Source organism: Streptomyces sp. enrichment culture, assembly GCF_964272855.1.
Lineage (GTDB): Bacteria > Actinomycetota > Actinomycetes > Streptomycetales > Streptomycetaceae > Streptomyces.
Genome location: NZ_OZ186847.1, coordinates 4,522,501 through 4,544,273 on the forward strand (window position 1 = coordinate 4,522,501; position 21,773 = coordinate 4,544,273).

General features: G+C 69.3%; 18 protein-coding genes and 2 rRNA genes (1 of these 20 running past the window's edge). 7 read left to right on the forward strand and 13 right to left on the reverse strand.

What is annotated here, in order from left to right:
- Positions 1–1,956, forward strand: a 23S ribosomal RNA gene (locus ACSU6L_RS19720); it begins 1,166 nt to the left of the window's first position.
- 89 nt (positions 1,957–2,045) lie between these two features.
- Positions 2,046–2,162: ribosomal RNA gene (rrf, locus tag ACSU6L_RS19725) — 5S ribosomal RNA — on the forward strand.
- Positions 2,163–2,211: 49 nt separating this feature from the next.
- Here the strand turns inward: rrf and ACSU6L_RS19730 are convergent.
- Genes ACSU6L_RS19730 through ACSU6L_RS19745 form a run of 4 tightly spaced genes read right to left on the reverse strand, consistent with a single transcriptional unit; the run spans position 2,212 to position 5,838 of the window.
- Positions 2,212–2,886 carry a response regulator gene (locus ACSU6L_RS19730; RefSeq protein ID WP_437058546.1) on the reverse strand — a complete coding sequence of 225 codons (675 nt, stop codon included), beginning with the start codon at positions 2,884–2,886 and terminating at the stop codon, positions 2,212–2,214.
- Complete coding sequence (locus tag ACSU6L_RS19735) at positions 2,883–4,157, reverse strand: sensor histidine kinase (RefSeq protein ID WP_437058548.1); 1,275 nt, start codon at positions 4,155–4,157, stop codon at positions 2,883–2,885. Before ACSU6L_RS19735 ends, ACSU6L_RS19730 begins: the two co-directional genes overlap by 4 nt.
- Complete coding sequence (locus tag ACSU6L_RS19740) at positions 4,154–4,921, reverse strand: ABC transporter permease (protein ID WP_437058550.1); 768 nt, start codon at positions 4,919–4,921, stop codon at positions 4,154–4,156. Before ACSU6L_RS19740 ends, ACSU6L_RS19735 begins: the two co-directional genes overlap by 4 nt.
- Complete coding sequence (locus tag ACSU6L_RS19745; RefSeq protein ID WP_365513500.1) at positions 4,918–5,838, reverse strand: ABC transporter ATP-binding protein; 921 nt, start codon at positions 5,836–5,838, stop codon at positions 4,918–4,920. The genes ACSU6L_RS19740 and ACSU6L_RS19745 overlap by 4 nt, the downstream gene beginning before the upstream one ends.
- Positions 5,839–5,932: 94 nt before the next feature.
- Here ACSU6L_RS19745 and ACSU6L_RS19750 point away from each other — a divergent pair, with 94 nt between their 5' ends.
- Complete coding sequence (locus ACSU6L_RS19750) at positions 5,933–6,529, forward strand: GNAT family N-acetyltransferase (RefSeq protein WP_437058552.1); 597 nt, start codon at positions 5,933–5,935, stop codon at positions 6,527–6,529.
- An 8-nt stretch (positions 6,530–6,537) separates the two neighbouring features.
- Here the strand turns inward: ACSU6L_RS19750 and ACSU6L_RS19755 are convergent, their stop codons facing one another.
- From ACSU6L_RS19755 to ACSU6L_RS19785, 7 genes are all read right to left on the reverse strand, one after another.
- The gene (locus tag ACSU6L_RS19755) at positions 6,538–8,175 is read right to left on the reverse strand and encodes a type VI secretion protein (protein ID WP_437058554.1); all 1,638 of its coding nucleotides are present in this window, start codon (positions 8,173–8,175) and stop codon (positions 6,538–6,540) included.
- Between the two features lies 1 nt (position 8,176).
- On the reverse strand, positions 8,177–9,589 hold the full coding sequence (locus ACSU6L_RS19760) for an ATP-binding protein (protein ID WP_365513491.1): 1,413 nt from the start codon (positions 9,587–9,589) through the stop codon (positions 8,177–8,179).
- Between the two features lie 6 nt (positions 9,590–9,595).
- Positions 9,596–11,152, reverse strand: a complete 1,557-nt coding sequence (locus ACSU6L_RS19765) for an SCO6880 family protein (protein WP_437058557.1) — start codon at positions 11,150–11,152, stop codon at positions 9,596–9,598.
- The gene (locus ACSU6L_RS19770) at positions 11,149–12,519 is read right to left on the reverse strand and encodes a hypothetical protein (RefSeq protein WP_437058559.1); all 1,371 of its coding nucleotides are present in this window, start codon (positions 12,517–12,519) and stop codon (positions 11,149–11,151) included. The genes ACSU6L_RS19765 and ACSU6L_RS19770 overlap by 4 nt, the downstream gene beginning before the upstream one ends.
- On the reverse strand, positions 12,509–13,336 hold the full coding sequence (locus ACSU6L_RS19775; RefSeq protein WP_437058561.1) for a hypothetical protein: 828 nt from the start codon (positions 13,334–13,336) through the stop codon (positions 12,509–12,511). Before ACSU6L_RS19775 ends, ACSU6L_RS19770 begins: the two co-directional genes overlap by 11 nt.
- A gap of 222 nt (positions 13,337–13,558) precedes the next feature.
- Positions 13,559–13,867, reverse strand: coding sequence for a hypothetical protein (locus ACSU6L_RS19780; protein ID WP_006136301.1), 309 nt, complete (start codon positions 13,865–13,867; stop codon positions 13,559–13,561).
- Between the two features lie 314 nt (positions 13,868–14,181).
- Complete coding sequence (locus ACSU6L_RS19785) at positions 14,182–14,796, reverse strand: TetR/AcrR family transcriptional regulator (protein WP_437058563.1); 615 nt, start codon at positions 14,794–14,796, stop codon at positions 14,182–14,184.
- An 89-nt stretch (positions 14,797–14,885) separates the two neighbouring features.
- Here ACSU6L_RS19785 and ACSU6L_RS19790 point away from each other — a divergent pair, with 89 nt between their 5' ends.
- The gene (locus tag ACSU6L_RS19790; RefSeq protein ID WP_437058565.1) at positions 14,886–15,806 is read left to right on the forward strand and encodes an oxidoreductase; all 921 of its coding nucleotides are present in this window, start codon (positions 14,886–14,888) and stop codon (positions 15,804–15,806) included.
- A gap of 30 nt (positions 15,807–15,836) precedes the next feature.
- Here ACSU6L_RS19790 and ACSU6L_RS19795 read toward each other — a convergent pair whose 3' ends face one another.
- On the reverse strand, positions 15,837–16,178 hold the full coding sequence (locus ACSU6L_RS19795) for a hypothetical protein (RefSeq protein ID WP_437058567.1): 342 nt from the start codon (positions 16,176–16,178) through the stop codon (positions 15,837–15,839).
- Between the two features lie 220 nt (positions 16,179–16,398).
- Here ACSU6L_RS19795 and ACSU6L_RS19800 point away from each other — a divergent pair, with 220 nt between their 5' ends.
- From ACSU6L_RS19800 to ACSU6L_RS19810, 3 genes are all read left to right on the forward strand, one after another.
- Complete coding sequence (locus ACSU6L_RS19800) at positions 16,399–18,129, forward strand: protein kinase domain-containing protein (RefSeq protein ID WP_437058569.1); 1,731 nt, start codon at positions 16,399–16,401, stop codon at positions 18,127–18,129.
- A gap of 105 nt (positions 18,130–18,234) precedes the next feature.
- Entirely contained in the window at positions 18,235–19,197 is a 963-nt protein-coding gene (locus tag ACSU6L_RS19805) for an NlpC/P60 family protein (protein ID WP_437064973.1), read from the forward strand.
- A 251-nt stretch (positions 19,198–19,448) separates the two neighbouring features.
- Positions 19,449–20,159, forward strand: a complete 711-nt coding sequence (locus tag ACSU6L_RS19810; RefSeq protein WP_437058571.1) for a phosphatase PAP2 family protein — start codon at positions 19,449–19,451, stop codon at positions 20,157–20,159.
- A gap of 15 nt (positions 20,160–20,174) precedes the next feature.
- On the opposite strand, the gene ACSU6L_RS19815 is transcribed toward ACSU6L_RS19810, so the two are convergent.
- Positions 20,175–21,734, reverse strand: a complete 1,560-nt coding sequence (locus tag ACSU6L_RS19815) for an FAD-binding oxidoreductase (RefSeq protein ID WP_437058573.1) — start codon at positions 21,732–21,734, stop codon at positions 20,175–20,177.
- Positions 21,735–21,773 lie beyond the last annotated feature (39 nt).

The following is a 21,773-nucleotide window of genomic DNA, read 5'->3' on the forward strand; positions in this document are numbered from 1 at the left end:
AGAAGCAGCCACCCTTGAAAGAGTGCGTAATAGCTCACTGGTCTAGTGATTCCGCGCCGACAATGTAGCGGGGCTCAAGCGTACCGCCGAAGTCGTGTCATTGCAGCGTATAGCCCCAACGGGTGCTGTGATGGGTAGGGGAGCGTCGTCTGCCGGGTGAAGCGGCACTGGAAGGTAGTCGTGGACGGTTGACGAGTGAGAATGCAGGCATGAGTAGCGATACAAACGTGAGAAACGTTTGCGCCGATTGACTAAGGGTTCCTGGGTCAAGCTGATCTGCCCAGGGTAAGTCGGGACCTAAGGCGAGGCCGACAGGCGTAGTCGATGGATAACCGGTTGATATTCCGGTACCCGCTGTGAAGCGTCAAACATCGAATCCAGTGATGCTAAGGCCGTGAAGCCGCCCCTGATCTCTTCGGAGTGAGGGGGAGTGGTGGAGCCGCTGACCCAAGTTGGTAGTAGGTGAGTGATGGGGTGACGCAGGAAGGTAGTCCATCCCGGGCGGTGGTTGTCCCGGGGTAAGGGTGTAGCCCGAGTGGTAGGCAAATCCGCCACTCATGCAGGGTGAGACCTGATGCCGAGCCGATTGTGGTGAAGTGGATGATCCTATGCTGTCGAGAAAAGCCTCTAGCGAGTTTCATGGCGGCCCGTACCCTAAACCGACTCAGGTGGTCAGGTAGAGAATACCGAGGCGTTCGGGTGAACTATGGTTAAGGAACTCGGCAAAATGCCCCCGTAACTTCGGGAGAAGGGGGGCCACACCCGGTGATCCGATTTACTCGGTGAGCTGGGGGTGGCCGCAGAGACCAGCGAGAAGCGACTGTTTACTAAAAACACAGGTCCGTGCGAAGCCGTAAGGCGATGTATACGGACTGACGCCTGCCCGGTGCTGGAACGTTAAGGGGACCGGTTAGCTAGGATTCGTCCTGGCGAAGCTGAGAACTTAAGCGCCAGTAAACGGCGGTGGTAACTATAACCATCCTAAGGTAGCGAAATTCCTTGTCGGGTAAGTTCCGACCTGCACGAATGGCGTAACGACTTCTCGACTGTCTCAACCATAGGCCCGGTGAAATTGCACTACGAGTAAAGATGCTCGTTTCGCGCAGCAGGACGGAAAGACCCCGGGACCTTTACTACAGTTTGATATTGGTGTTCGGTTCGGCTTGTGTAGGATAGGTGGGAGACTTTGAAGCGGGCACGCCAGTGTTCGTGGAGTCGTCGTTGAAATACCACTCTGGTCGTGCTGGATGTCTAACCTGGGTCCGTGATCCGGATCAGGGACAGTGTCTGATGGGTAGTTTAACTGGGGCGGTTGCCTCCTAAAGGGTAACGGAGGCGCCCAAAGGTTCCCTCAGCCTGGTTGGCAATCAGGTGTTGAGTGTAAGTGCACAAGGGAGCTTGACTGTGAGACCGACGGGTCGAGCAGGGACGAAAGTCGGGACTAGTGATCCGGCGGTGGCTTGTGGAAGCGCCGTCGCTCAACGGATAAAAGGTACCCCGGGGATAACAGGCTGATCTTCCCCAAGAGTCCATATCGACGGGATGGTTTGGCACCTCGATGTCGGCTCGTCGCATCCTGGGGCTGGAGTCGGTCCCAAGGGTTGGGCTGTTCGCCCATTAAAGCGGTACGCGAGCTGGGTTTAGAACGTCGTGAGACAGTTCGGTCCCTATCCGCTGTGCGCGTAGGAGTCTTGAGAAGGGCTGTCCCTAGTACGAGAGGACCGGGACGGACGAACCTCTGGTGTGCCAGTTGTTCTGCCAAGGGCATGGCTGGTTGGCTACGTTCGGGAGGGATAACCGCTGAAAGCATCTAAGCGGGAAGCCTGCTTCGAGATGAGGACTCCCACCCACTTGATGGGGTAAGGCTCCCAGTAGACGACTGGGTTGATAGGCCGGATATGGAAGCCAGGTAACTGGTGGAGTTGACCGGTACTAATAGGCCGAGGGCTTGTCCTCAGTTGCTCGCGTCCACTGTGTTGGTTCTGAAACCACGAACAGCCGTCGTAGCCGATGTGTTGCGGCTCCGGTTGTCAGTTTCATAGTGTTTCGGTGGTCATAGCGTGAGGGAAACGCCCGGTTACATTCCGAACCCGGAAGCTAAGCCTCACAGCGCCGATGGTACTGCAGGGGGGACCCTGTGGGAGAGTAGGACGCCGCCGAACAATTTTTGGGAAAACCCCCGTGCCATCCGGCACGGGGGTTTTCTGCGTTTCAGGACGGATTTACCAGTCCGGTGTCGTACGCCAGGATCACCGCCTGGATTCGGTCCCTGGAGCCCGTCTTGGCGAGGATGCGGCCCACATGGGTCTTCACTGTCGATTCGGCGAGGTGGAGGCGGGTGGCTATCTCCGTGTTCGTCCAGCCCTTGCCGATGACCGTGAGGATTTCACGTTCGCGGTCGGTGAGGGGGGCCAAACGCGGGTCTTCCGGTTCTCTCTCCGAAGAGGAAGGGCTGCCCGCCGGCAAGTGGTGGACGTAGGCGTCCAGGAGGCGGCGGGTCAGGCTGGGGGCCACCACGGCGTCTCCCGTCGCGACCGCGCGGATTCCGGAGAGCAGGTCTTCCGGCTGGGCGTCCTTGACGAGGAAACCGGAGGCTCCGGCGCGGAGGCCGGCGTAGGCGTATTCGTCGAGGTCGAACGTGGTGAGGATCAGGACGCTGGTGCGGCCGCCGGTGGCGATGATGCGGCGGGTGGCCTCGATGCCGTCCAGGCCGGGCATGCGGACGTCCATGAGGATGACGTCGGGGTGCAGCTCGGCGGTCATCCGGACCGCCTCCGTGCCGTTGGCGGCCTCGCCGAGGACCGTCATGTCGTCCTGGCTCTCCAGGAGCATGCGGAAGCCGAGGCGCTGGAGGGGCTGGTCGTCGGCGATGAGGACGGTGGTCACTGCGCGGGTTCCTCCGAGGGCAGGTGCAGGTGGACGCGCCAGCCGTGTTCGGGTGGCCGGCGTGGGCCGGCCTCAAGTGTGCCGCCGTACAGGGCGGTTCGTTCGCGCATGCCGGGAAGTCCGCGGCCGCCCCCGCTGCTGTGGAGGCCGCCGGTGCCGTGGCCGGTGTCGGTGATGGTGACGGTGGCGGCGCCCTGGCCGTCGTACGACATCACGATCTCGGCTGTGGTGTTGGGGCCCGCGTGTTTGAGGGTGTTGGTGAGGGCTTCCTGGATGACGCGGTAGACGGTGAGCTGCCGGCCCGGGGGGAGGTTCGCGGTGCCGTTGACGGTGGTGTGCACGGGGAGGCCCGCGGCTCGGACGCCGTCTATCAGGGGGGCGAGGTCCGTGAGGGCCGGCTGGGGGGTCAGATCGGCTTCGGGGTGCTGGTGGTCGTCGCGGAGGACGTCGAGGAGGCTTCGGAGATCGGTGAGGGCCTGGCGACTGGTGCCGGCGATGGCGTCCAGGGCCTGGGCGGCGCGTTCCGGGGACTTCGCCGCCGCGTAGCGGCCGCCGTCGGCGAGGCCCGTGATGACGGACAGGTTGTGGCCGATGATGTCGTGCATCTCGCGTGCGATGCGGGCCCGTTCGGCGGCGGTGGCGAGGCGGGCCTGCTGGTCGCGTTCGATCTCCAGGCGGCGGGCGCGGTCCTCCAGGGCCTCGGTGTAGTCGCGGCGGGTGCGGACCGCGACGCCCGCCAGGACGGCCACGGCGATCGACATCAGCGGGGGAACGATCTCCTGGTCCCAGCCGTTCTGTCGGTGCCGGACGGCGATGAGGAGGACGGGGGCGATGTTGAGCAGGGTCGTCCACCACAAGGTGCGCAGGGGCAGCCGCAGGGCGATGTTGTAGACGACGACCAGTTGGAGCATGGCGGCCTGGAGGGCGGCGCCGGTCCAGGCGTTGACGAGGGCGAACGGGACCATCGCCAGCAGGACCGCGACGGGGTGGGTGCGGCGCCAGAGGAGGGGGAGCGAGAAGCCCAGGTTCAGGGTGACGATCAGCCAGTCGGGGGACGCGGTGCCGCGGGCGATGTCGCGCCAGCCGCCGGCCGCGTAGTCCATGAGGGCCGCGGTGACGCAGAAGCCGGTCAGGTGGAGGTCCCACGCCGACGGGTGGCGCCGGTCGAAGGCGCGCACCCGGGCGATCAGGCGTTGGACGTGCTGGGTCAGGGGCTCCGGAGTGGCGGCCTGCTGCGGCATGACGTCCATGGTGCTCGGTGTGGGGCTCATACGTCCCGTCGCTTGAGGAAGAAAGCCGCGGCGGTGAGGACGGCGGCCGTCCAGAGGAACAGGGCCAGGAGGGCGGAGCCCGGGCTTGTCATGCCGGGGGCCGGGTCGGCGTGCGTGAGGGTTTCGAGGGCCTTGCCGGGGAAGTAGCGGACCGCGTCGTCGACGATGTCGTACGGGAGCATCCTCAGGACCTCCGGGAGGATCATGACGACGCCGATCAGGACGCCGACGCTGGTCGGTACGGAGCGGATCAGGGCGCCGATGCCGACGGCGAGGACGGCGATGAGGGCGAGGCCGGCGGCGTTGCCGACGAGGGCGCGCAGGACGCCCGGGTCGCCGAGGGAGGCCTCCTTGTCGGTGCCGGTGAGGAAGGTCTGGACGAGGGGGAAGGTGACGAGGTTGGTGGCGAGCGCGGTGAGGAAGCCGACCGTGCCGAGGATGGCCGCCTTGGACCACAGGACGGGCAGGCGGGCCGGGACGGCGGCCATCGTGGAGCGGATCAGGCCGGTGGAGTGTTCCTCGGCGGTGCTGAGGATGCCGAGGACGCCGACGATGATCTGGCTGAACTGCATACCGAGGAGGACCAGGAGGACGGTGTCCAGCTCCGTGGCGTCGCCGGACTCGTAGGCGCTGCCGATGGCGATGCCCGTGCCGAGGGTCAGTACGGGGATCAGGGCGAGGTTGAACCAGGTGGAGCGGAGCGTCCACAGCTTGTGCCATTCGGCGTGCAGGACGCGGACCGGGGTGACTGCCAGGGTGGTCATGCCGTGGCTCCTTCGAGGGTCGCGGCGTACTCCACCGCGTCGCGGGTGAGGTCCATGAAAGCCTCCTCCAGGGAGGCGGCGCGCGGGGTGAGTTCGAACAGGGGGATGCCGTGGGCGGCGGCGGTGCGGCCGATGTGTTCGGCGTCGGTGCCGCGGACGTGGAGGGTGCCGGGGGTGTCGCCGGTGATGTCGACGCCGGGTGCGGAGAGCAGGCGTGTCAGGGCGGGGGCGTCGGGGGTGACGACCTTGACCGTGCCGGCTCCGGACTGCCGTACGAACTCCGTGACGGTGGTGTCGGCGAGGAGGCGGCCGCGGCCGATGATGACCAGGTGCTCCGCGGTCAGGGCCATCTCGCTCATCAGGTGGGAGGAGACGAGGACCGTACGGCCTTCGGCGGCCAGGGACTTGAGGAGGTTGCGGACCCAGAGAACGCCTTCGGGGTCAAGGCCGTTCACGGGTTCGTCCAGGATGAGCACGGCCGGGTCGCCGAGCAGGGCGGCGGCGATGCCGAGGCGTTGGCCCATGCCGAGGGAGAAGCCCTTGACGCGGCGGTGGGCGACGTCGGTGAGGCCGGTGAGCTCCAGGACCTGGGTGACGCGGCTGCGGGGGATGCCGTGGGTGTGGGCCAGTGCCATGAGGTGGTGGTGGGCGGTGCGGCCGGGGTGCACCGAGCGGGCCTCCAGGAGGGCGCCGACCTGGGTGAGGGGCGCGCGGTGGGCGGCGTACGGGCGGCCGTCGATGGTGGCGTGGCCGCGGGTGGGGGCGTCCAGGCCGAGGAGCATGCGCATGGTGGTGGACTTGCCGGCGCCGTTGGGGCCGAGGAAGCCGGTGACGGTGCCCGGCCGGACGGTGAAGGTGAGGTCGGAGACGACGGTCCTGTCGCCGTAGCGCTTGGTGAGTTCGTGGGCGGTAATCATGCTTCGATGCTGGTCCGCGCGGGGGCGGCGGGCGTCGGACCGCGGGCGGTATTACGGGTGAGGGGTGTAGTACCCGGGTACTACCGTGGCCCGCATGGGTTCTGCCATCGACAGTGAGACCGGCACCGGCGACGTCGGCGAGACGTTCGTGGTGCGCGTGGTGCGTGCCGAGGAGTGGGCGGCGGCGAAGGAGCTGCGGCTGGCCGCGCTGCGTGATCCGGTCGCTCACCTGGCCTTCCTGGAGACGTACGAGGTCGCCGCGGAGCGCCCCGACGCCTTTTGGCAGGAGCGCACGGCGGGGGCGGCCGAGGGGTCGGACCGGGCGCGGCAGATCATCGCCGAGGCGCCGGACGGGGAGTGGGCCGGGACGCTGACCGTGCTGGTCGAGGAGGCCGGGACGACCGACTGGGCGGGGTTCCCGGTCGAACACCGGCAGGGGCATGTCGTCGGGGTGTTCGTACGGCCCGAGTACCGCGGGCGCGGGCTGACCGAGCGGATCTTCGACGCGGCGCTGGCCTGGTCGTGGGAGACCGGTCTGGAGCGGGTGCGGCTCATCGTGCACGAGGACAACGAGCGGGCGCAGGGCCTCTACCGCAAGGTGGGGTTCGCGCCGAGCGGGGTGGTCGTGCCGCTGGAGGGGCGGGAGGACGAGCGGGAGCTGGAGTTCGTCGTCGAGAGGGGCGCCGCCTGACTGACGCTTCAGACGGGCAGCTCGTCCTGTGGCCAGCGGGCGCGGGCCTGTTCGCGGGAGCGGAGCAGGGCGAGCGTCGGCAGGCCGCGGTCCGGGCCGGTGGCCAGGAGCTCCGGAAGCTGGGGGAGCGGGGCCACTGCCGCGATGTCGTCCAGGACGAGGGTCAGTGGTGGGTCGAGCCGACCGGGGGATGACCGTTCGGCCATGCGCCGGCCGTGCTCGACCACGCTTGAGACGAGGGCCGTCAGGAGGGGCATCGCGCCGGGGTCCGTCCTGGGGTCCTCGATGGATTCACCCACCACATAAAGCGTTCCCCCTTCCGCGATGAAGGAATCCAAGGCAAGCGCGTCTGTTCGGTTTGGAGTGCATGCCTCGCGCACGTTGACCGTGGACAGCACGGACAGTGCCCGGCCGATCAGCTCCTGGGCCATGTCCCGTCGCTCGGGGTGCGCGGTGAGCGCGGACTCCAGCTCGCCGGCGGCGCCGGGCGCGGCCTTGGGGTGGGTGCGGAGGGTGCGGACCGCGTCCTGGAGCTGGCTGCCCTGGGCCCAGCGGTGGACGTGCCGGATGGTGCGGCCGTCCACCGCGGCGGCGTGCAGATAACTGCGCAGGAGTGTCTCGGCCGTGTCGGCGACCGCCTGGTCGATCCTCGCGGTGGGGCGGACGGGGGCGAGCAGGGCCGCCGCCCGATGGACCGCCGTCTGCTTGGTCTCGCAGCCCGCCGTCGGGGACCAGTGGAGGCGGGACGGGGTGTCGCAGAGGTGATGGGGGTCGTAGAGGAGGGCCGGGCCGAGTTTGGCGCGGGCGTCCTTGGTGTCGGACCAGACGGCCGGGTTGGAGGTGACGACCAGGGCGGGGCCCTCGGCGTCGCGTACCGCTTGGGCGGCGGTGGCGTGGCGGACCTCGCGGGTGGCGAGGAGGAGGCGGTCCCAGGCGGGGCCGGGCGGTTCGGTCGGCTGGCCGTGGCCGTGGCCGTTCCCGTACCCGTGCGGGGCCGGCATGGTCGATGCGTCGAACCCGGCCGGCTGAGTCGGCGGAGCCTGATTCAAAGGCGTCTGATTCAACGGCGTCTGATTCATAGACGCCTGGTTCATAGACGCCTGTTCCAGCGACGCCTGATCCAATGGCGTGGAGGCCGGTGCAGGGGCCGGGGCCGGCGCCGGGGTGGGAGCGGACGTGGGTGCCGGTGCCGGGACGGCGGTGGGCTCCGGCTCCCTGCGGGGTGTGGGGACCTCGTAGCGGCTGTCCTCCAGGGGCGCGGGCGTCGGCTTGGCCCGGCGTCTCGCGCGGCCCGCGCGCCAGCGGGCGATCGTGCTCATGACGAACACGGTCAGCACGAGCAGCACCATCAGCTGCCCGATGAACAGCCCCCAGAACAGCCCGTACCCGGAGAGCTGCCCGGCCGGGGTGTCCGGCCAGGCGCCCGGGATGTCGTGCGGCTGGGCGATGAGGCTGCGCATGGCCAGGGGCGTACGGGCGAAGGTGACGCCCTGCGGCCAGGCGCCGTGGGCGAACAGCGCGGCGAGCCCGGTGGCCGTCCAGACCAGCAGGGTCATGCCGAGCAGGAACGCGAGTATGCCGATCAGCAGGCCGTCGGGGATGCCGCCCTGGGCGTTCTGACGGCGGTGGTGGTCGTTCCGTGCCATGTCAGGCCACCGTGGACTCGGAGTCGCCGAGGTGGTGTTCCACGAAGGCCGCGGCCCGTTCCTCGGCTTCCATCTCGGCGGCGCGCAGGGCGTCGTCGTCGAGGAAGTCGGCGGAGGACTCGGTCATCGCGCGGTCGGTGAAGACCAGGGGGCGTTCGGTCTCGGTGACCAGGTGTTTGACGACCTGGACGTTGCCGTTGACGTCCCAGACGGCGATGCCGGGGGTGAGGGTCGGGATGATCTCGACGGCCCAGCGGGGCAGGCCGAGGACGCGGCCGGTCGCCCGCGCCTCGTCGGCTTTCTGGGCGTAGATCGTCCTGGTCGACGCCATCTTCAGGATCGCCGCGGCCTCCTTCGCGGCCGCCCCGTCGACGACGTCGGACAGGTGGTGGACGACGGCCACGAACGACAGACCCAGTCGGCGGCCGAACTTCAGCAGCCGTTGGAACAGCTGGGCGACGAACGGGCTGTTGATGATGTGCCAGGCCTCCTCGACCAGGAAGATGCGTTTCTTCCGGTCGGGGCGGATCCAGGTGTGCTCCAGCCAGACGCCGACGATCGCCATGAGGATGGGCATGGCGATGGAGTTGCGGTCGATGTGGGACAGGTCGAAGACGATCAGCGGGGCGTCCAGGTCGATTCCGACCGTCGTCGGGCCGTCGAACATGCCGCGCAGGTCACCGTCGACGAGCCGGTCCAGCACCAGCGCCACGTCCAGGCCCCACGCCCGCACGTCGTCTATGTCGACGTTCATCGCCTCCGCCGACTCCGGCTCGGGGTGCCGCAGCTGCTCGACGATGTCGGACAGGACGGGCTGGCGTTCGACGATGGTCTCGTTGACGTAGGCGTGCGCGACCTTCAGGGCGAAGCCGGAGCGCTCGTCGAGGCCGTGGCCCATGGCGACCTCGATGATGGTCCGCAGCAGCGCGAGCTGACCGGTCGTGGTGATCGCCGGGTCGAGGGGGTTGAGCCGGATGCCGTGGTCGAGGGCGGCCATCGGGTCCAGCCGGATGGGGGTTATCCCCAGCTCCTGCGCGATGAGGTTCCATTCGCCGACGCCGTCCTCGCCCTGGGCGTCGAGGACGACGACCTGGCGGTCACGGAAGCGCAGCTGGCGCAGGACGTACGTCTTCTCCAGCGCCGACTTGCCGTTGCCGGACTCGCCGAGGACGAGCCAGTGCGGGGCGGGGAGCTGCTGGCCGTACAGCTGGAAGGGGTCGTAGATGTACCCCTTCCCGGAGTAGACCTCGCGGCCGATGATGACGCCCGAGTCGCCGAGGCCGGGCGCGGCGGTCGGCAGGTAGACGGCCTGGGCCTGGCCCGTGGAGGTGCGGACCGGCAGGCGGGTCGTCTCGACCTTCCCGAAGAGGAAGGACGTGAAGGCGTCGGTGAGGACGGACAGCGGGTCCCGCATCAGGTCCTACCTCCGGATGCCGGTGGCGAAGGGCAGAGTGTTCACAAAGGCGCGGTGATGCTCGCGGTCGCACCATTCCAGTTTCAGATACGACTTTCCGGCCGATGCCCTTATCGTCCGCTTGTCGCGGGCCAGGGACTCCGGATTGCGTGAGGAGACGGTGATGTAGCCGACGAGATTCACTCCGGCGGCGCCGCTGGCGAGGTCCTCGCCGCGCTGGTCCAGGCGGTTGTGGGCGGCGATGTCGCGCGGGTCGACCGTGCGGTTCATCTTGGCGGCGCGGGACGCCTCCGCCTCGTCGTTGGTCTTCTCGGTGAGCATGCGTTCGATGGCGACCTCGGTGGGTTCGAGGTCCATCGTCACCGCCACGGTCCGGATGACGTCCGGGGTGTGGACGAGGAGCGGGGCCAGGAAGTTGACGCCGACGGGCGTCATCGGCCACTCCTTCACCCAGGCCGTGGCGTGGCACCAGGGGGCGCGGGTGGAGGACTCGCGGGTCTTCGCCTGGAGGAAGGTCGGCTCCATGGCGTCCAGCTCGGCCGGCCAGGCGTTGCGCTTCGTCATCGCCTGGATGTGGTCGATCGGGTGGTCCGGGTCGTACATGGAGTGGATGAGGGAGGCGAGCCGGCCCTGCCCGAGCGGCTGCCGCACGCGGATGTCCGCCTCCTGGAGCCGGGAGCAGATGTCCGTCAGCTCACGCGCCATGACGACGGCGAGCCCCGCGTCCCGGTCGACCTTGCCGCCGTGCGGGCGGGCCGCGCGGGCCATCGCGTGGGCCTCGGCGGCCAGTTCACGGGTGTAGTGCATGCAGGCGACGAGATACGCGCGGTGCTGCTCGCTGCTGGTCGACACCATCGACTGGAGCTGTTCGTACGACTGCTGCAGCCACGGCGGCGCCTTGTCGTCGCCGCGGACGGCGACGTCCTTGGCGTGGGCGTCCGGGTCGGCGGGGAGGGTGCGGGCCAGCATCTGCAGGCGGGTGACGAAGCCGTCGCCGTTCGCGACGTGCTTGAGGAGGGTGCCGAACCGGTCGACCAGGGCCTCCTGGTCCTCCGAGTCGCGCAGGCCCACGCCGGGGCCCTCGATCTCGATGCAGGCGGTGACCGTCTTGCGGTCCGCGTGCAGCAGTACGGCGATCTCGTCGGGCCCGAAGGGCGCGGACAGCCAGGTGATGCGGCCGATGCCGGGCGGCGGCCCGACCTCGACCTCCCGCCCGTCGAGCCGGGTGCCGGCCTCGACGGCGCCGGAGCGGTAGGTGGCGCCGGAGCGGAGGGTGCGCTTGTAGCTGCGGTTGATCTCGAACCACTTGTAGAACGTGCGGTGCTTGTACGGCACGTAGACCGCCGCCAGCGCGAGCAGCGGGAAGCCCATGAGCAGCACGATCCGGAGGGACAGGACCGGAACGAGGAGCCCGCACATCATGCCGAGGAACGCGCCCGCGATGATCAGCGCGATCTCGCCGGTCTCGCGGTTGCGGCCGACGATCGCGTTCGGCCGGGCGCGGCCGATCAGATATGTACGGCGGGGCGTGACCGGATGGGACAGATGGGACTCGGTCGTCAACGCCCTTCACCTCCCGTGCGGTTGGTACTGCTGTTGCGGGTGTTGCTGGCGTGAGGCGTGCTCACCGGGCTCGACGAGCGCGGCGGGGGTGCGGCGGAGGGGACAGATCCGCCACCGGTCGAGGTGCGCGAGCTGTGCGCGGCGACGCCGCCGGACGCGGTGTTGGCCGGGCGGGGGGAGCTGCTGCTCGCGCCCTGGCCGCCGTTGTTGTCCGCGCGGGAGCTGTGCGTCTTGATGCCCTGGGCGACGAGCGTCGCCGGGCTGCTGATGACGGCCGCAGCCTTGCCCTCGGCGCCGCGCATGATGCGGTTGTTGCGGGAGCCGGCGATCTCGTCGCCGAAGCCCGGGACGAAGCGGTAGATCATCGCCGAGGCGAAGATGGCGAGCAGGATGATCGCGAGGCCGGAGACGACCGCGGAGAAGGCGTCGGGGCCGTCGTCGGCGGAGAGCGCGCCGGCGAGGCCGAGGACGATCACGATGACGGGCTTCACGAGAATGACCGCGATCATGATGCCCGCCCAGCGGCGGACGTGGCCCCACAGGTTCTTGTCGACCAGGCCGGCGTAGACGACCGTGCCGAGCAGGGCGCCGACGTAGAGCAGGGCTGCGCGGATCACGAGCTCCAGCCAGAGCACGCCCGCGGCGAGGATGCTGACCAGGGAGACCACGATCAGCATGATCGGGCCGCCGCCGATGTCGTCGCCCTTCTCCAGGGCGCCCGAGAAGTTGCCGAAGAACGTGTCCGTCTGATCGCCGGTCGTCTTCGCCAGGACCTCCGTGATGCCGTCCGTCGCCGAGACGACGGTGTACAGGATCAGGGGGGTGAATGCGGAGGCGAGGACGGTGAGCCAGAGGAAGCCGATGGCCTCGGAGATGGCGGTGGTGAGGGGGACGCCGCGCACCGCCCGCTTGGCCACGGCCAGCAGCCAGAGGAGCAGGGTGAGGATCGTCGACGCCGCGAAGACCACCGCGTACTGCTGGAGGAACTTCGGGTTCGTGAAGTCGACGTTCGCGGTCTCCTTGACGGCCTCGCTGAGCTTGTCGATCGTCCAGGACGCGGCGTCGGCACAGCCTTGGGCGAGGGAGGAGAGGGGGTCGAGGGTGGAGGTGGGGTCGAGGGTGGGGGAGTTGCCGGTGCGGCTGGAGCCGGCTCCGTCGCCGCGTTCGCAATATTCCTTGGCGGGCCCGGCGATCAGTGAGCAGGGATCGTCGCTGTTGGACGGAGTAGGTGAGGGGGAAGCCGTCGGCGTCGCTGTGGGGGAAGGCGTGGGCGCGGCGAGGGCACGGGTGGCCAGCAGCACGGCGGTTGCCTGAACGGTGGCTACCAAGCCGGTGAGCTTGAGGAGGCGGTGCCGGCTACCGGGCATACGTGAACCCTCCGAACTCGTTGACCGCCTTGCCGATCTCGTCGGCACCTGAAACGGGGTTGTCACCGGCCACGGGGGTCGGTCCGGTCTTCTGGGAGGTCTCCAGCACCTTCCAGTCGCCGCTCCAGCGCAGCTTCATGGTCACGGTGAACCAGCTGTTCGTCACGGGGCTGGTGGAACTCTCGCCGGCCAGTCCGAAGAGGCTGTTGCACCACACTTCGACTGTCGCGGCGTCGTTGCCGAAGGACGTGACCTTGGTGCCCGCGGGCAAGGTGCGGTTGACGAAGGTGTTGCCCTCCGGCGCCTTGCCGTCCTGCGTCAGACCGATCTTCTTCAGGAAGTCCGCCGAGTAGTCGGCGTCGAAGCCCGACTGGAGCCGGCCGACCGCACTGGGGTCCGCGATGGTCTGCACGATCTCGTGCCGTCTGGCGGTGCTGAACATACCGTCGGAGCCAAGAGCGGCCGCATAGTTCGCAGCAGCGCTCTGTGCCCCCTGCTCGTCCTGGGCGAACCCCGTCGGGATCCCGCCCGCCTTCGTCGTCACAGGGCGCTCCCCGCTGGCGGCCGTAGACGCCGACTGGGGTTTTTCCGCGCCCTCCGCGCCGGCGGGGGACTCCTCGTCGCCTCTGTTCGCGAAGGCGATCGCCGCGATGAGGAGGACGACGACGCCGACGACGGTGACCAGGCTGCGGGAGGACGAGCGGCCGCTGCGGCGGGCGCCGCCGTAGGGGTCCGCCTCGGGGAGGCGGGTGCGGGTGTGGCCGGTGCCGCCGTAGCCGCCGGAGTCCGGCGCCCCGTGCTCGTCTCCGAGACTCATGCCGCGTCCGCCCCCTCGACGTCGTAGCGGAAACCCTCGTACTGATTGAACGCGTAGATGTACGACGGTAGCCGTGCTGGTTCCCGCGCGGGCGCGGTGTGGTGACTCGACATCAGGGAGACGCAACCTCAGCCGGTGGGCACGACGGGCGGGTGGGGGTAGGGGTACCGGGCGTGCCCGGAGCGGACTGGGCACGCCCGAGGCGGGCGGCGGCGGGCCGGGCTACACGGCCATGCCGTACACGATGGTGAAGAGCGTGCCGAGGGATCCGATGATGAAGACGCCCGTGAGACCGGCGATGATGAGGCCCTTGCCCTGTTCCGCGCTGAAGGTGTCGCGGAGCGCGGTCGCGCCGATGCGCTGTTTGGCGGCGCCCCAGATGGCGATGCCGAGACAGATGAGGATGGCGACCGCCATCACCACCTCGATCATCACCTTGGCCTCGTTGCCCAGGCTGCCGAAGGGGCCCCAGTCCGGAGCGATCCCGCCGATAATGGTGTTGATGTCTCCCTCGTCGGCCGCAAAGAGCATTTAAGTCACCGCCCCTGTTGGGTAGTTCCGCAGTCCCCTGCGGTGCGCAGAGGTCAGGCCTCATTCTCGCCGACAATGCCGCGCTCGTATGTCGACTTGGCGTCATTGCTTGGCGGGTTTCGTACGAATACCTCGTATGGTCACTCTGTGTATCACGAGCGGTAACGCCGGGCAATGAAGCGGGTGCGAAACCTGGGGTGTGGTTCCGTCGTTATGTCACTTTTGGTGTCCACGCCGGTTTCTGACAGACCGACGGGTCGCCTCTCCGAGTCGTTCGAGTCGTCCGAGTGAAGGCTAGTGGAGGCTGGGGGAGGCTATCGGGGTCGCAGGCCGTGCAGCAGGTGGTGGACCAGCTCGTCGACGCCGGCCAGGGCGGCCTCGGGCGGGAGGTGACCGGTGGCGGTGAAGCTGGCGACGCCGTGCAGGCTGGCGCCGGCCAGGAGGACGATGTGCTCGGGGTCGCCCGGGACGATCTCGCCGCGTTCCTGGGCGTCCGTGATGATCCGGAAGAAGGGTTCCTTCGTGCGGGCGATGGCGGTGGCCAGCCCCTGGGGAATGTCCGGATCGTGTTTGCGGGCGTACATCAGCTCCAGCAGTGCCGGGTTGTCGACGGTGAAGCCGAGGTAGGCGCGGGCGAGCGCGGTGAGCCGGGGTTCGAGCGGCAGGTCCGGGTCGTCGGCGGCGTCCATCGCCTGGGTCATGCGCTGGAAGCCGTTGAGGGCGAGTGCGTCGAGCAGGGCCTGCTTGTCCTTGAAGTGCCGGCCGGGTGCGGCGTGGCTGACGCCGAGTTCGCGGGCGAGTTCGCGGAGGGAGACGGTGGCGGCGCCCTTCTGGCGGAGGGTGCGTTCGGCGGCGGAGAGCAGGGCGGAGCGGAGGTCTCCGTGGTGGTAGGGGCGGGTGCTGCTCTCGGGGTGGGACATGAGGGTCATCGTATCTCGATGTTGTCGCTGACAGCTTTGTTGTCGCCATCACCATTGTTGTCATTGACAGCATTGTTGTCGGTGCCTACTTTGGGGTCATGGCTACTACGAGCAAGCCGGCCCGGCCGGCCAAGTGGAACGCGAGCCGACTGCCCGACCTCACCGGGCGGACGGTGGTCGTCACCGGCGCGAACAGCGGTATCGGGCGGATCGCGGCGCAGGAGCTGGCGCGGGCGGGGGCGCATGTCGTCTACGCCGTACGCGACGAGGAGCGCGGGCGCGCGGCCGCGGCGGAGGCGCGCGGCAGTACGGAGGTGCGGCGGCTGGACCTCGCGGACCTGGCGTCCGTGCGGGAGTTCGCGAAGGCGTGGGAAGGGCGCCCGCTGGACCTGCTGATCAACAACGCCGGCGTGATGATGCTGCCGCAGCGGCAGACGCGGGACGGCTTCGAGATGCAGTTCGGCACGAACCACCTGGGGCACTTCGCGCTGACCAACCTGCTGCTGCCGTACATCACCGACCGGGTGGTCACGGTCGCGTCCGGCGCCCACCGCTGGCCCGGCGCGGCGATCCACTTCGACGACCTGAACCTGACGGCCGGCTACAACCCGCAGCGCGCCTACGCCCAGTCCAAGCTGGCCAACCTGCTCTTCACGCTGGAACTCCAGCGCCGCCTCACGGAGGCCGGCTCCACCGTCCGCGCGCTGGCCGCCCACCCCGGGTACGCGGCCACCAACCTCCAGAGCCACGCCGGGAACCCACTGTCCAGGGCCCTCATGCAGGTCGCCAACCGCCTCGTCGCCCAGACCGACCGAGCGGGCGCCCTGCCCACGCTGTACGCGGCGGTGGCGGACCTCCCCGGCGCGAGCTACGTCGGCCCCGACGGACTCGCGGAGATGCGGGGCGCGCCGGCGCTGGTGGGGCGGACGGCGGCGGCGAGTGATCCGGTGGCGGCGCGGCGGCTGTGGGATGTGTCGGAGGAGATGACGGGGGTGACGTTCGCGGTGAAGGCGGGGTGAGCCGGGCGGCTCTGCAGGCCTGGTCGGTCTTCAGGGCCGCCCTTCGCCGCGCACCGGGTCGTCGATGTCGATGGCTCGGCCAGGGGTGACGCGGCCGAAGAAACCATCGGATCCGTAGCAGCCCTCTCCCGCCCACAGCACGTCACCGGTGGGCAGCTCATGCGCTGTCAGTCCGTCGACGTGTGAGATCAGGTCGGGTTCCCCGGACAGCAGCTGGTCGACGTCGAAGGCCCCTCCGACGCGGAGTCCTGTGGGTTCCTCCGGAGTGACCAGTACCTCGAACGCCCTGCCGTCGGGGAAGTAGAGCCCATCCGCGGCAGGCAGCCCGTACTCCTGCCACAGCCGTTCGATCGTGGACCTACCGTGCCGCATTCAGGTCACTCCCCTCCGACGCGAAACGATTGTCGCCGAGTTGCCGAGTTGCCGAGTTGCCGAGTTGCCGAGTTGCCGAGTTGCCGAGTTGCCGAGTCGCCGGCACGCCGTCCGGCCGGAAGCCGAGCGAGGAGCCCGCGGCCGTGACGGACACCGTGGACGGGAACTCAGTGCCGGGTGCGCTTCGTGGCAACTGGCGTGTGTGGCATGGTCATTTCCCGTGGACGCACTCAGAGACCGGGATCCCGCGCAGATAGGCCCCTACACGCTGCTCGCCCGGCTGGGGGCCGGGGGGATGGGGCAGGTCTATCTGGGGCGGTCGCCTGGTGGGCGGCTGGTGGCGATCAAGGTGATCCGGGATGAGATCACCGATCATCCGGAGGCTCTCGCGCGGTTCCGGCGGGAGGTGGAGACCGCGCGGGCGGTGCGGAGTGCGTTCACCGCGAATCTGATCGACGCCTCGTTGGAGGCCGCGCCGTACTGGCTGGTGACCGAGTACGTCTCCGGGCCGACACTCGCCAAGGCCGTGGCGGCGCGTGGTGCTCTGCCCGCCGAGACCTGCCGGGCACTGTTCGCCGCGCTGGCGGAAGGGCTCGCGGCCGTGCACGCGCACGGCGTCACGCACCGGGACCTCAAGCCGCAGAACGTCATCCTCGCGGCGCAAGGACCGCAGCTGATCGACTTCGGTATCGCGCGTGCCGCGGGCCAGGCGGTGCTGACGGAGGCGGGGTTCTCGGCGGGTACCCCTGGCTTCACCGCGCCGGAGGTTCTGCTGCACAACCAGGTCGGTCCGGCCGCCGACGTGTTCGCGCTCGGTGCGACGATCGCGTACGCCGCGACCGGGCGGCCGCCCTTCGGGGCGGGGGCACCCGCCGGGGTGAGTTATCGAGCTGTGCACGAGGCCGTCGATCTGGACGGTGTAGAGGCGGAGTTGGCGCAGCTCGTCGAGGCGGCTGTGACCAAGGACCCGACGGAGCGGCCGGGGCTGGCCGAGTTGATCGCCCGGTGTGGCGTGCGGTCGGCTCTCGTCGAGGACCCTTTCTACGCCGGGCTCGCCGCGTTGGTTGAGGCGGTGCCCCAGACACCGGCGTCCCCTTCGCGGAACGTGCCGCCGCTGCCGTCCGGCCCGCCCGCGGCGCCGCACGAGCTGCCGACGGCGTCCTCCGCGCCCGTGCACGGCTACACCCCCACCCAGGTCGTGCGGCCCGCTCCGGTCGCACGGCGGCGCACCGCGCCCTGGCTGATCGCGGCAGCGGTGGGCCTGGTGGTGGGCGTGGGGACGGCGACCACGCTCGTCCTGCTGCCTGAGGACGAAGGCGGCGGGAAGGAGCGGAACGCGTCGACTGCTTCGCCCGGCGCCACCTCGTCGGCACCCACTGCGCCCGCGCGGCAGGAGCCGCAGGTCCAGCCGCCCGCTTTCGTCGAGCAGACGAATCCGTCCCGGGACTACTGGGTTTCGGACACGACCTCGACGTACGGGGAGGGCGCCTGCGCGCTGCCGGCCGAGGAGCGCAACGAGCAGTTCCAGTTCTCCGTGTCCGCTGCGGGTTCTGACGAGCCGTTCACGTCCGGCAAGGGCCGGATCGGACTCCGGCTCAAGTACGCGGCGCCCAAGGCGGGAGAGTCGTACTACGTGTCGGTCGCCGTGAAGCCTCCGCACGAGATCGACCCGGACATGGGGCGGCCGTACGAGGGCGGGCTGCAGCAGAACCTGAGCCTCGGTTACACCAGCAAGCCGATCGACCTGTACGCGCACTACCGCGATGATCCGGGCAACGATTGGGTGGACCTGACGTACCCCGACGACTTCCAGCAGTTCGTGCGTGGCAAGAAGTACAGCGATGCCATTCCGGTCGAGAACGATCCGGGGGACTGGACGGTGCTGTTCCTCCACGTCCAGGATCCGAAGCAGTACGCGAGCATCGCCTGCCACGGGTTCGTCTCGCAGTAGCGCACACGACACGGACAGGTTCGGGAAAGACCCGTAAACGGGGCTGCGGTGGGGGAGGGTTGAGCCGTGCGAAAAGTATGGGTGGCCGGTGGTGTCGCGCTCGCGATGGGCCTGAGCTTCGTGATGCTGCTCGTCGTCGGGGTGTACATCGTCGCAGGGAACCTTGTCAACGGAGTGAGCGGCGGCAGCAAGACGCTGGCCAAGGGGTCGGTGCCCGCCGCGTACCAGCCGCTGGTGCAGAAGTGGGGCAACCTGTGCCCCGCCATCAACCCGGCCCTGCTCGCCGCCCAGCTCTACCAGGAGAGCGGCTGGGATCCGGACGTCGTGAGTCATGCCGATGCCCGGGGTATCGCGCAGTTCATCCCCAGTACCTGGGCCACCCACGGGATCGACGGCGACGGGGACGGCGACCGCGACATCTGGGATCCGAATGACGCGATTCCATCGGCCGCGTCGTACGACTGCGAACTCGCGAAGTACGTCGAGGACGTGCCGGGCGACACCACGAACAACATGCTCGCCGCCTACAACGCGGGCGCCTACCGGGTGATAAAGGCAGGCGGCGTGCCGCCGATCACCGAGACGCAGAACTACGTGAAGAGGATCCGCACCCTCGAGGACAGCTTCGCCGCCCCCACCACCCGTCTGGACCCCTCCAAGCAGGCCGCCGGTGCCATCCACTACGCGCAGAAGAAGCTCGGCACGCCCTACCTGTGGGGTGGGAACGGTACGCCTGAGCAGGGGGGACGGTTCGACTGTTCGGGGTTGACCAAGGCGGCGTACGAGAGCGTGGGGATCACGTTGCCGCGGGTGGCGAACGATCAGTACAACGCGGGGCCGCATCCCTCCAGGGAGGAGCTGCTGCCGGGGGACCTGGTGTTCTTCTCGCCGGATCCGGACAACTCGCGGGCCATCGATCACGTGGGGATCTACGTGGGCGGCGGGTACATGATCGACGCGCCGTACACGGGCGCCGTGATCCGGTTCGATCCGATCGACACCCGTAAGTACTTCGGGGCGACCAGGGTGACCGAGGATGGCGCAAAAGCGTTGCCCTCGGCCGTCTGACGGCAGTCGAGAGCGGCTTGAACCGAGCGTGAAGTGCACCCCTGAGCTGCGGCGATGTGTCTCTCTTCGATAACGTCTGCGTGATCATTCAGTGGAATGTGGAACGCGGAGGCCGGGACCGTGCGTTCCTGTTGACGTAGCCGATTGACCTGGCCCATCGACCTAGCCGATCGATCTACAGACCACGGGGGTGGCAGACGGCGCATGGACGGAGTGCGCCGGTGAGATGACGACGAAGGGGCCGCTGCACCATGGCTGGACTCGCGCAATCCGGGTCGAACCCCGACGTCGAGCTGCTCTACGACATCAATGGCCTGGCCAAGGACGCGCCGCACTGGTTCGACCGGGTCATGGAGTACGTCGGTGAGTACGGGCTGTTGCTCGCCGTCGTGCTGCTCGTGCTGTGGTGCTGGTGGACGGGGCGTCGACGGGCCGGGTCCGCGGAGGAGGCGGCTTCCTCGGTCGCCGCGCTCGTGTGGGCGCCGCTCGCGGCCGGTGTCGCCGTGCTGGTGAACGTGCCGATACGCGGGTTCGTGGAGCGGCCCCGGCCGTTCCTCGAGCACGAGGGTCTGGAAGTGCTCGTCACCGGGAAGACCGACTACTCGTTCGTCAGCGATCACGCCACCATCACCATGGCCATCGCCGTCGGGCTCTTCGTCGCCAACCGTAAGTTCGGCCTCGTCGGGATCGGGCTCGCGCTGTTCGAGGGGTTCTGCCGGGTTTACATGGGCGTGCACTACCCGACGGACGTCGTGGGTGGCTTCGCGCTCGGCACCGCCGTCGCGCTGCTGCTCTCGCCCGTCGCCATGGCGCTGCTCACGCCGGTCGCCAGGGCCATGGAGCGGTCGCCGCGCGTGGGGTGGCTGATCCGCAAGCCGTCGGCCGACAGCCGGGACGCCGTGATCGCGGGCACCCGCACGGAGAGCGCCGGGGCGGCGGAGGAGCGGGACCTCGCCGCCTGAGGTTCGTGCCCGTCCTCACAGCGCCTGCGGGTACGTGAAGAGCCGACCCGGGTCGTACGTCCGCTTCAGTTTCGTCAGGCGCGGGGCCGCGTCGCCGTAGTAGGCCTTGCGCCAGTCCTTCAGGGTCGGGTCCGTGTAGTTCTGGTAGGCCGCGCCCGAGGCGTGCGGGCGCATCGCCTGATGGGCGGTATTCAGCCACGCCCGGGCGTCGGTGCCGGACGTGCCCGCCCGCCAGGAGACGAGGTACTGGGCCAGCATCCTTGAGCGGCGGTGTACGAACGCCGTCGCCGTCGGCGAGACGCGGTTCACCGCGCCGCCCAGCGCCGTCAGCGCGATGCTGCCCGCGCCGCCCCGTACCGAGCCGATCTGGGAGAGCAGGGTCTGGATGCCCGACGCGGAGATGGAGCGGTCGAAGAAGTCGGAGCGGGCCGTGTAGGTCTCCCGGCCCAGCGCGCCCTGCGGGTCGCGGCCGGGGACGTCGCCGGGGAGGTGGCACTGGGCGTCGGAGGTGAAGGAGGCGCAGCCGGCGTATATCTCCATCGCCTCCTCGTAGGAGCGGCGGCGCAGGGAGACGGAGGAGGCGGAGGCGCCGACGCGGTCGGCGAGGCGGTCGACCGCGTTCTGGAGCTCGCCGTGGGTGCCGAGGGAGAAGGCGGCGACGGAGACCGTGGGGTTCCCGCCCGCCGACTTGGCGAGGTGCAGGGAGGACCAGATCTCGTCCGGCTGGTCCGGGCCCCACTCCTGCCACGCCTTCACCACGGCCGCCGCCTTCGCCCACGGCCAGGTCAGGTAGCCGGTGACGGCCTGCGGGGCCGGGTGGGTGCGGAAGTGCAGTTCGGTGACGACGCCGAAGTTGCCGTTGCCCGCGCCGCGCAGCGCCCAGAAGAGGTCCTTGTGGTGGTCGGCGTCGGCGGTCATCCGCTTGCCGTCGGCCGTGACGAGGGTGGCCCGGGTGAGGCTGTCGCAGGTCAGGCCGTACGCCCGCGAGACCACTCCGTGTCCGCCGCCCAGGACGAGGCCGGAGACGCCGACGGTCGGGCAGGAGCCGGCGGGGATCGTCGTGCCCTTCGCGGCGAGCGCGCGGTAGACGTCGATCAGTTTGGCGCCGGCGCCGACGACCGCGGAGCCGCCGCTCGCCCGGACCCGGCTCAGCTCGGAGACGTCGATGATCAGCCGGCCGTTGCCGGAGGACCAGCCCGCGTAGGAGTGGCCGCCGTTGCGGATGGCGACGCGCATCTCGTGGGCGCGGGCGTAGGCGAGGGCGGTGGCTATGTCGTCGGCGTGGGCGACGTAGGCGACGCCGGCGGGCTTCAGGGAGTCGAAGCGCGTGTTGTAGAGGCGGCGGGCGGTGGACCAGTCGGCGTCGCCGGGGCGGATCAGGGTGCCGTCGAGGTCGCGGGCGAGGGCGCCGAGTCTCGCGGAGGCCTTGGTGGTCGTGGTGCGGGCCGTCGTACCGGCGGCGGAGGAGGTGGTGCCCGTGGCCTCCGCGCGGCCGGTGCCGCCGCTGCAGGCCGCCGCCGAGACCGTCGCCGTGAGGGCGGCCGTACCGCCGCCGATGAACGTACGCCGTTCCATGTGCTGCCGCCTTCGCCCGCAACGTGTTGTCGTTGAACG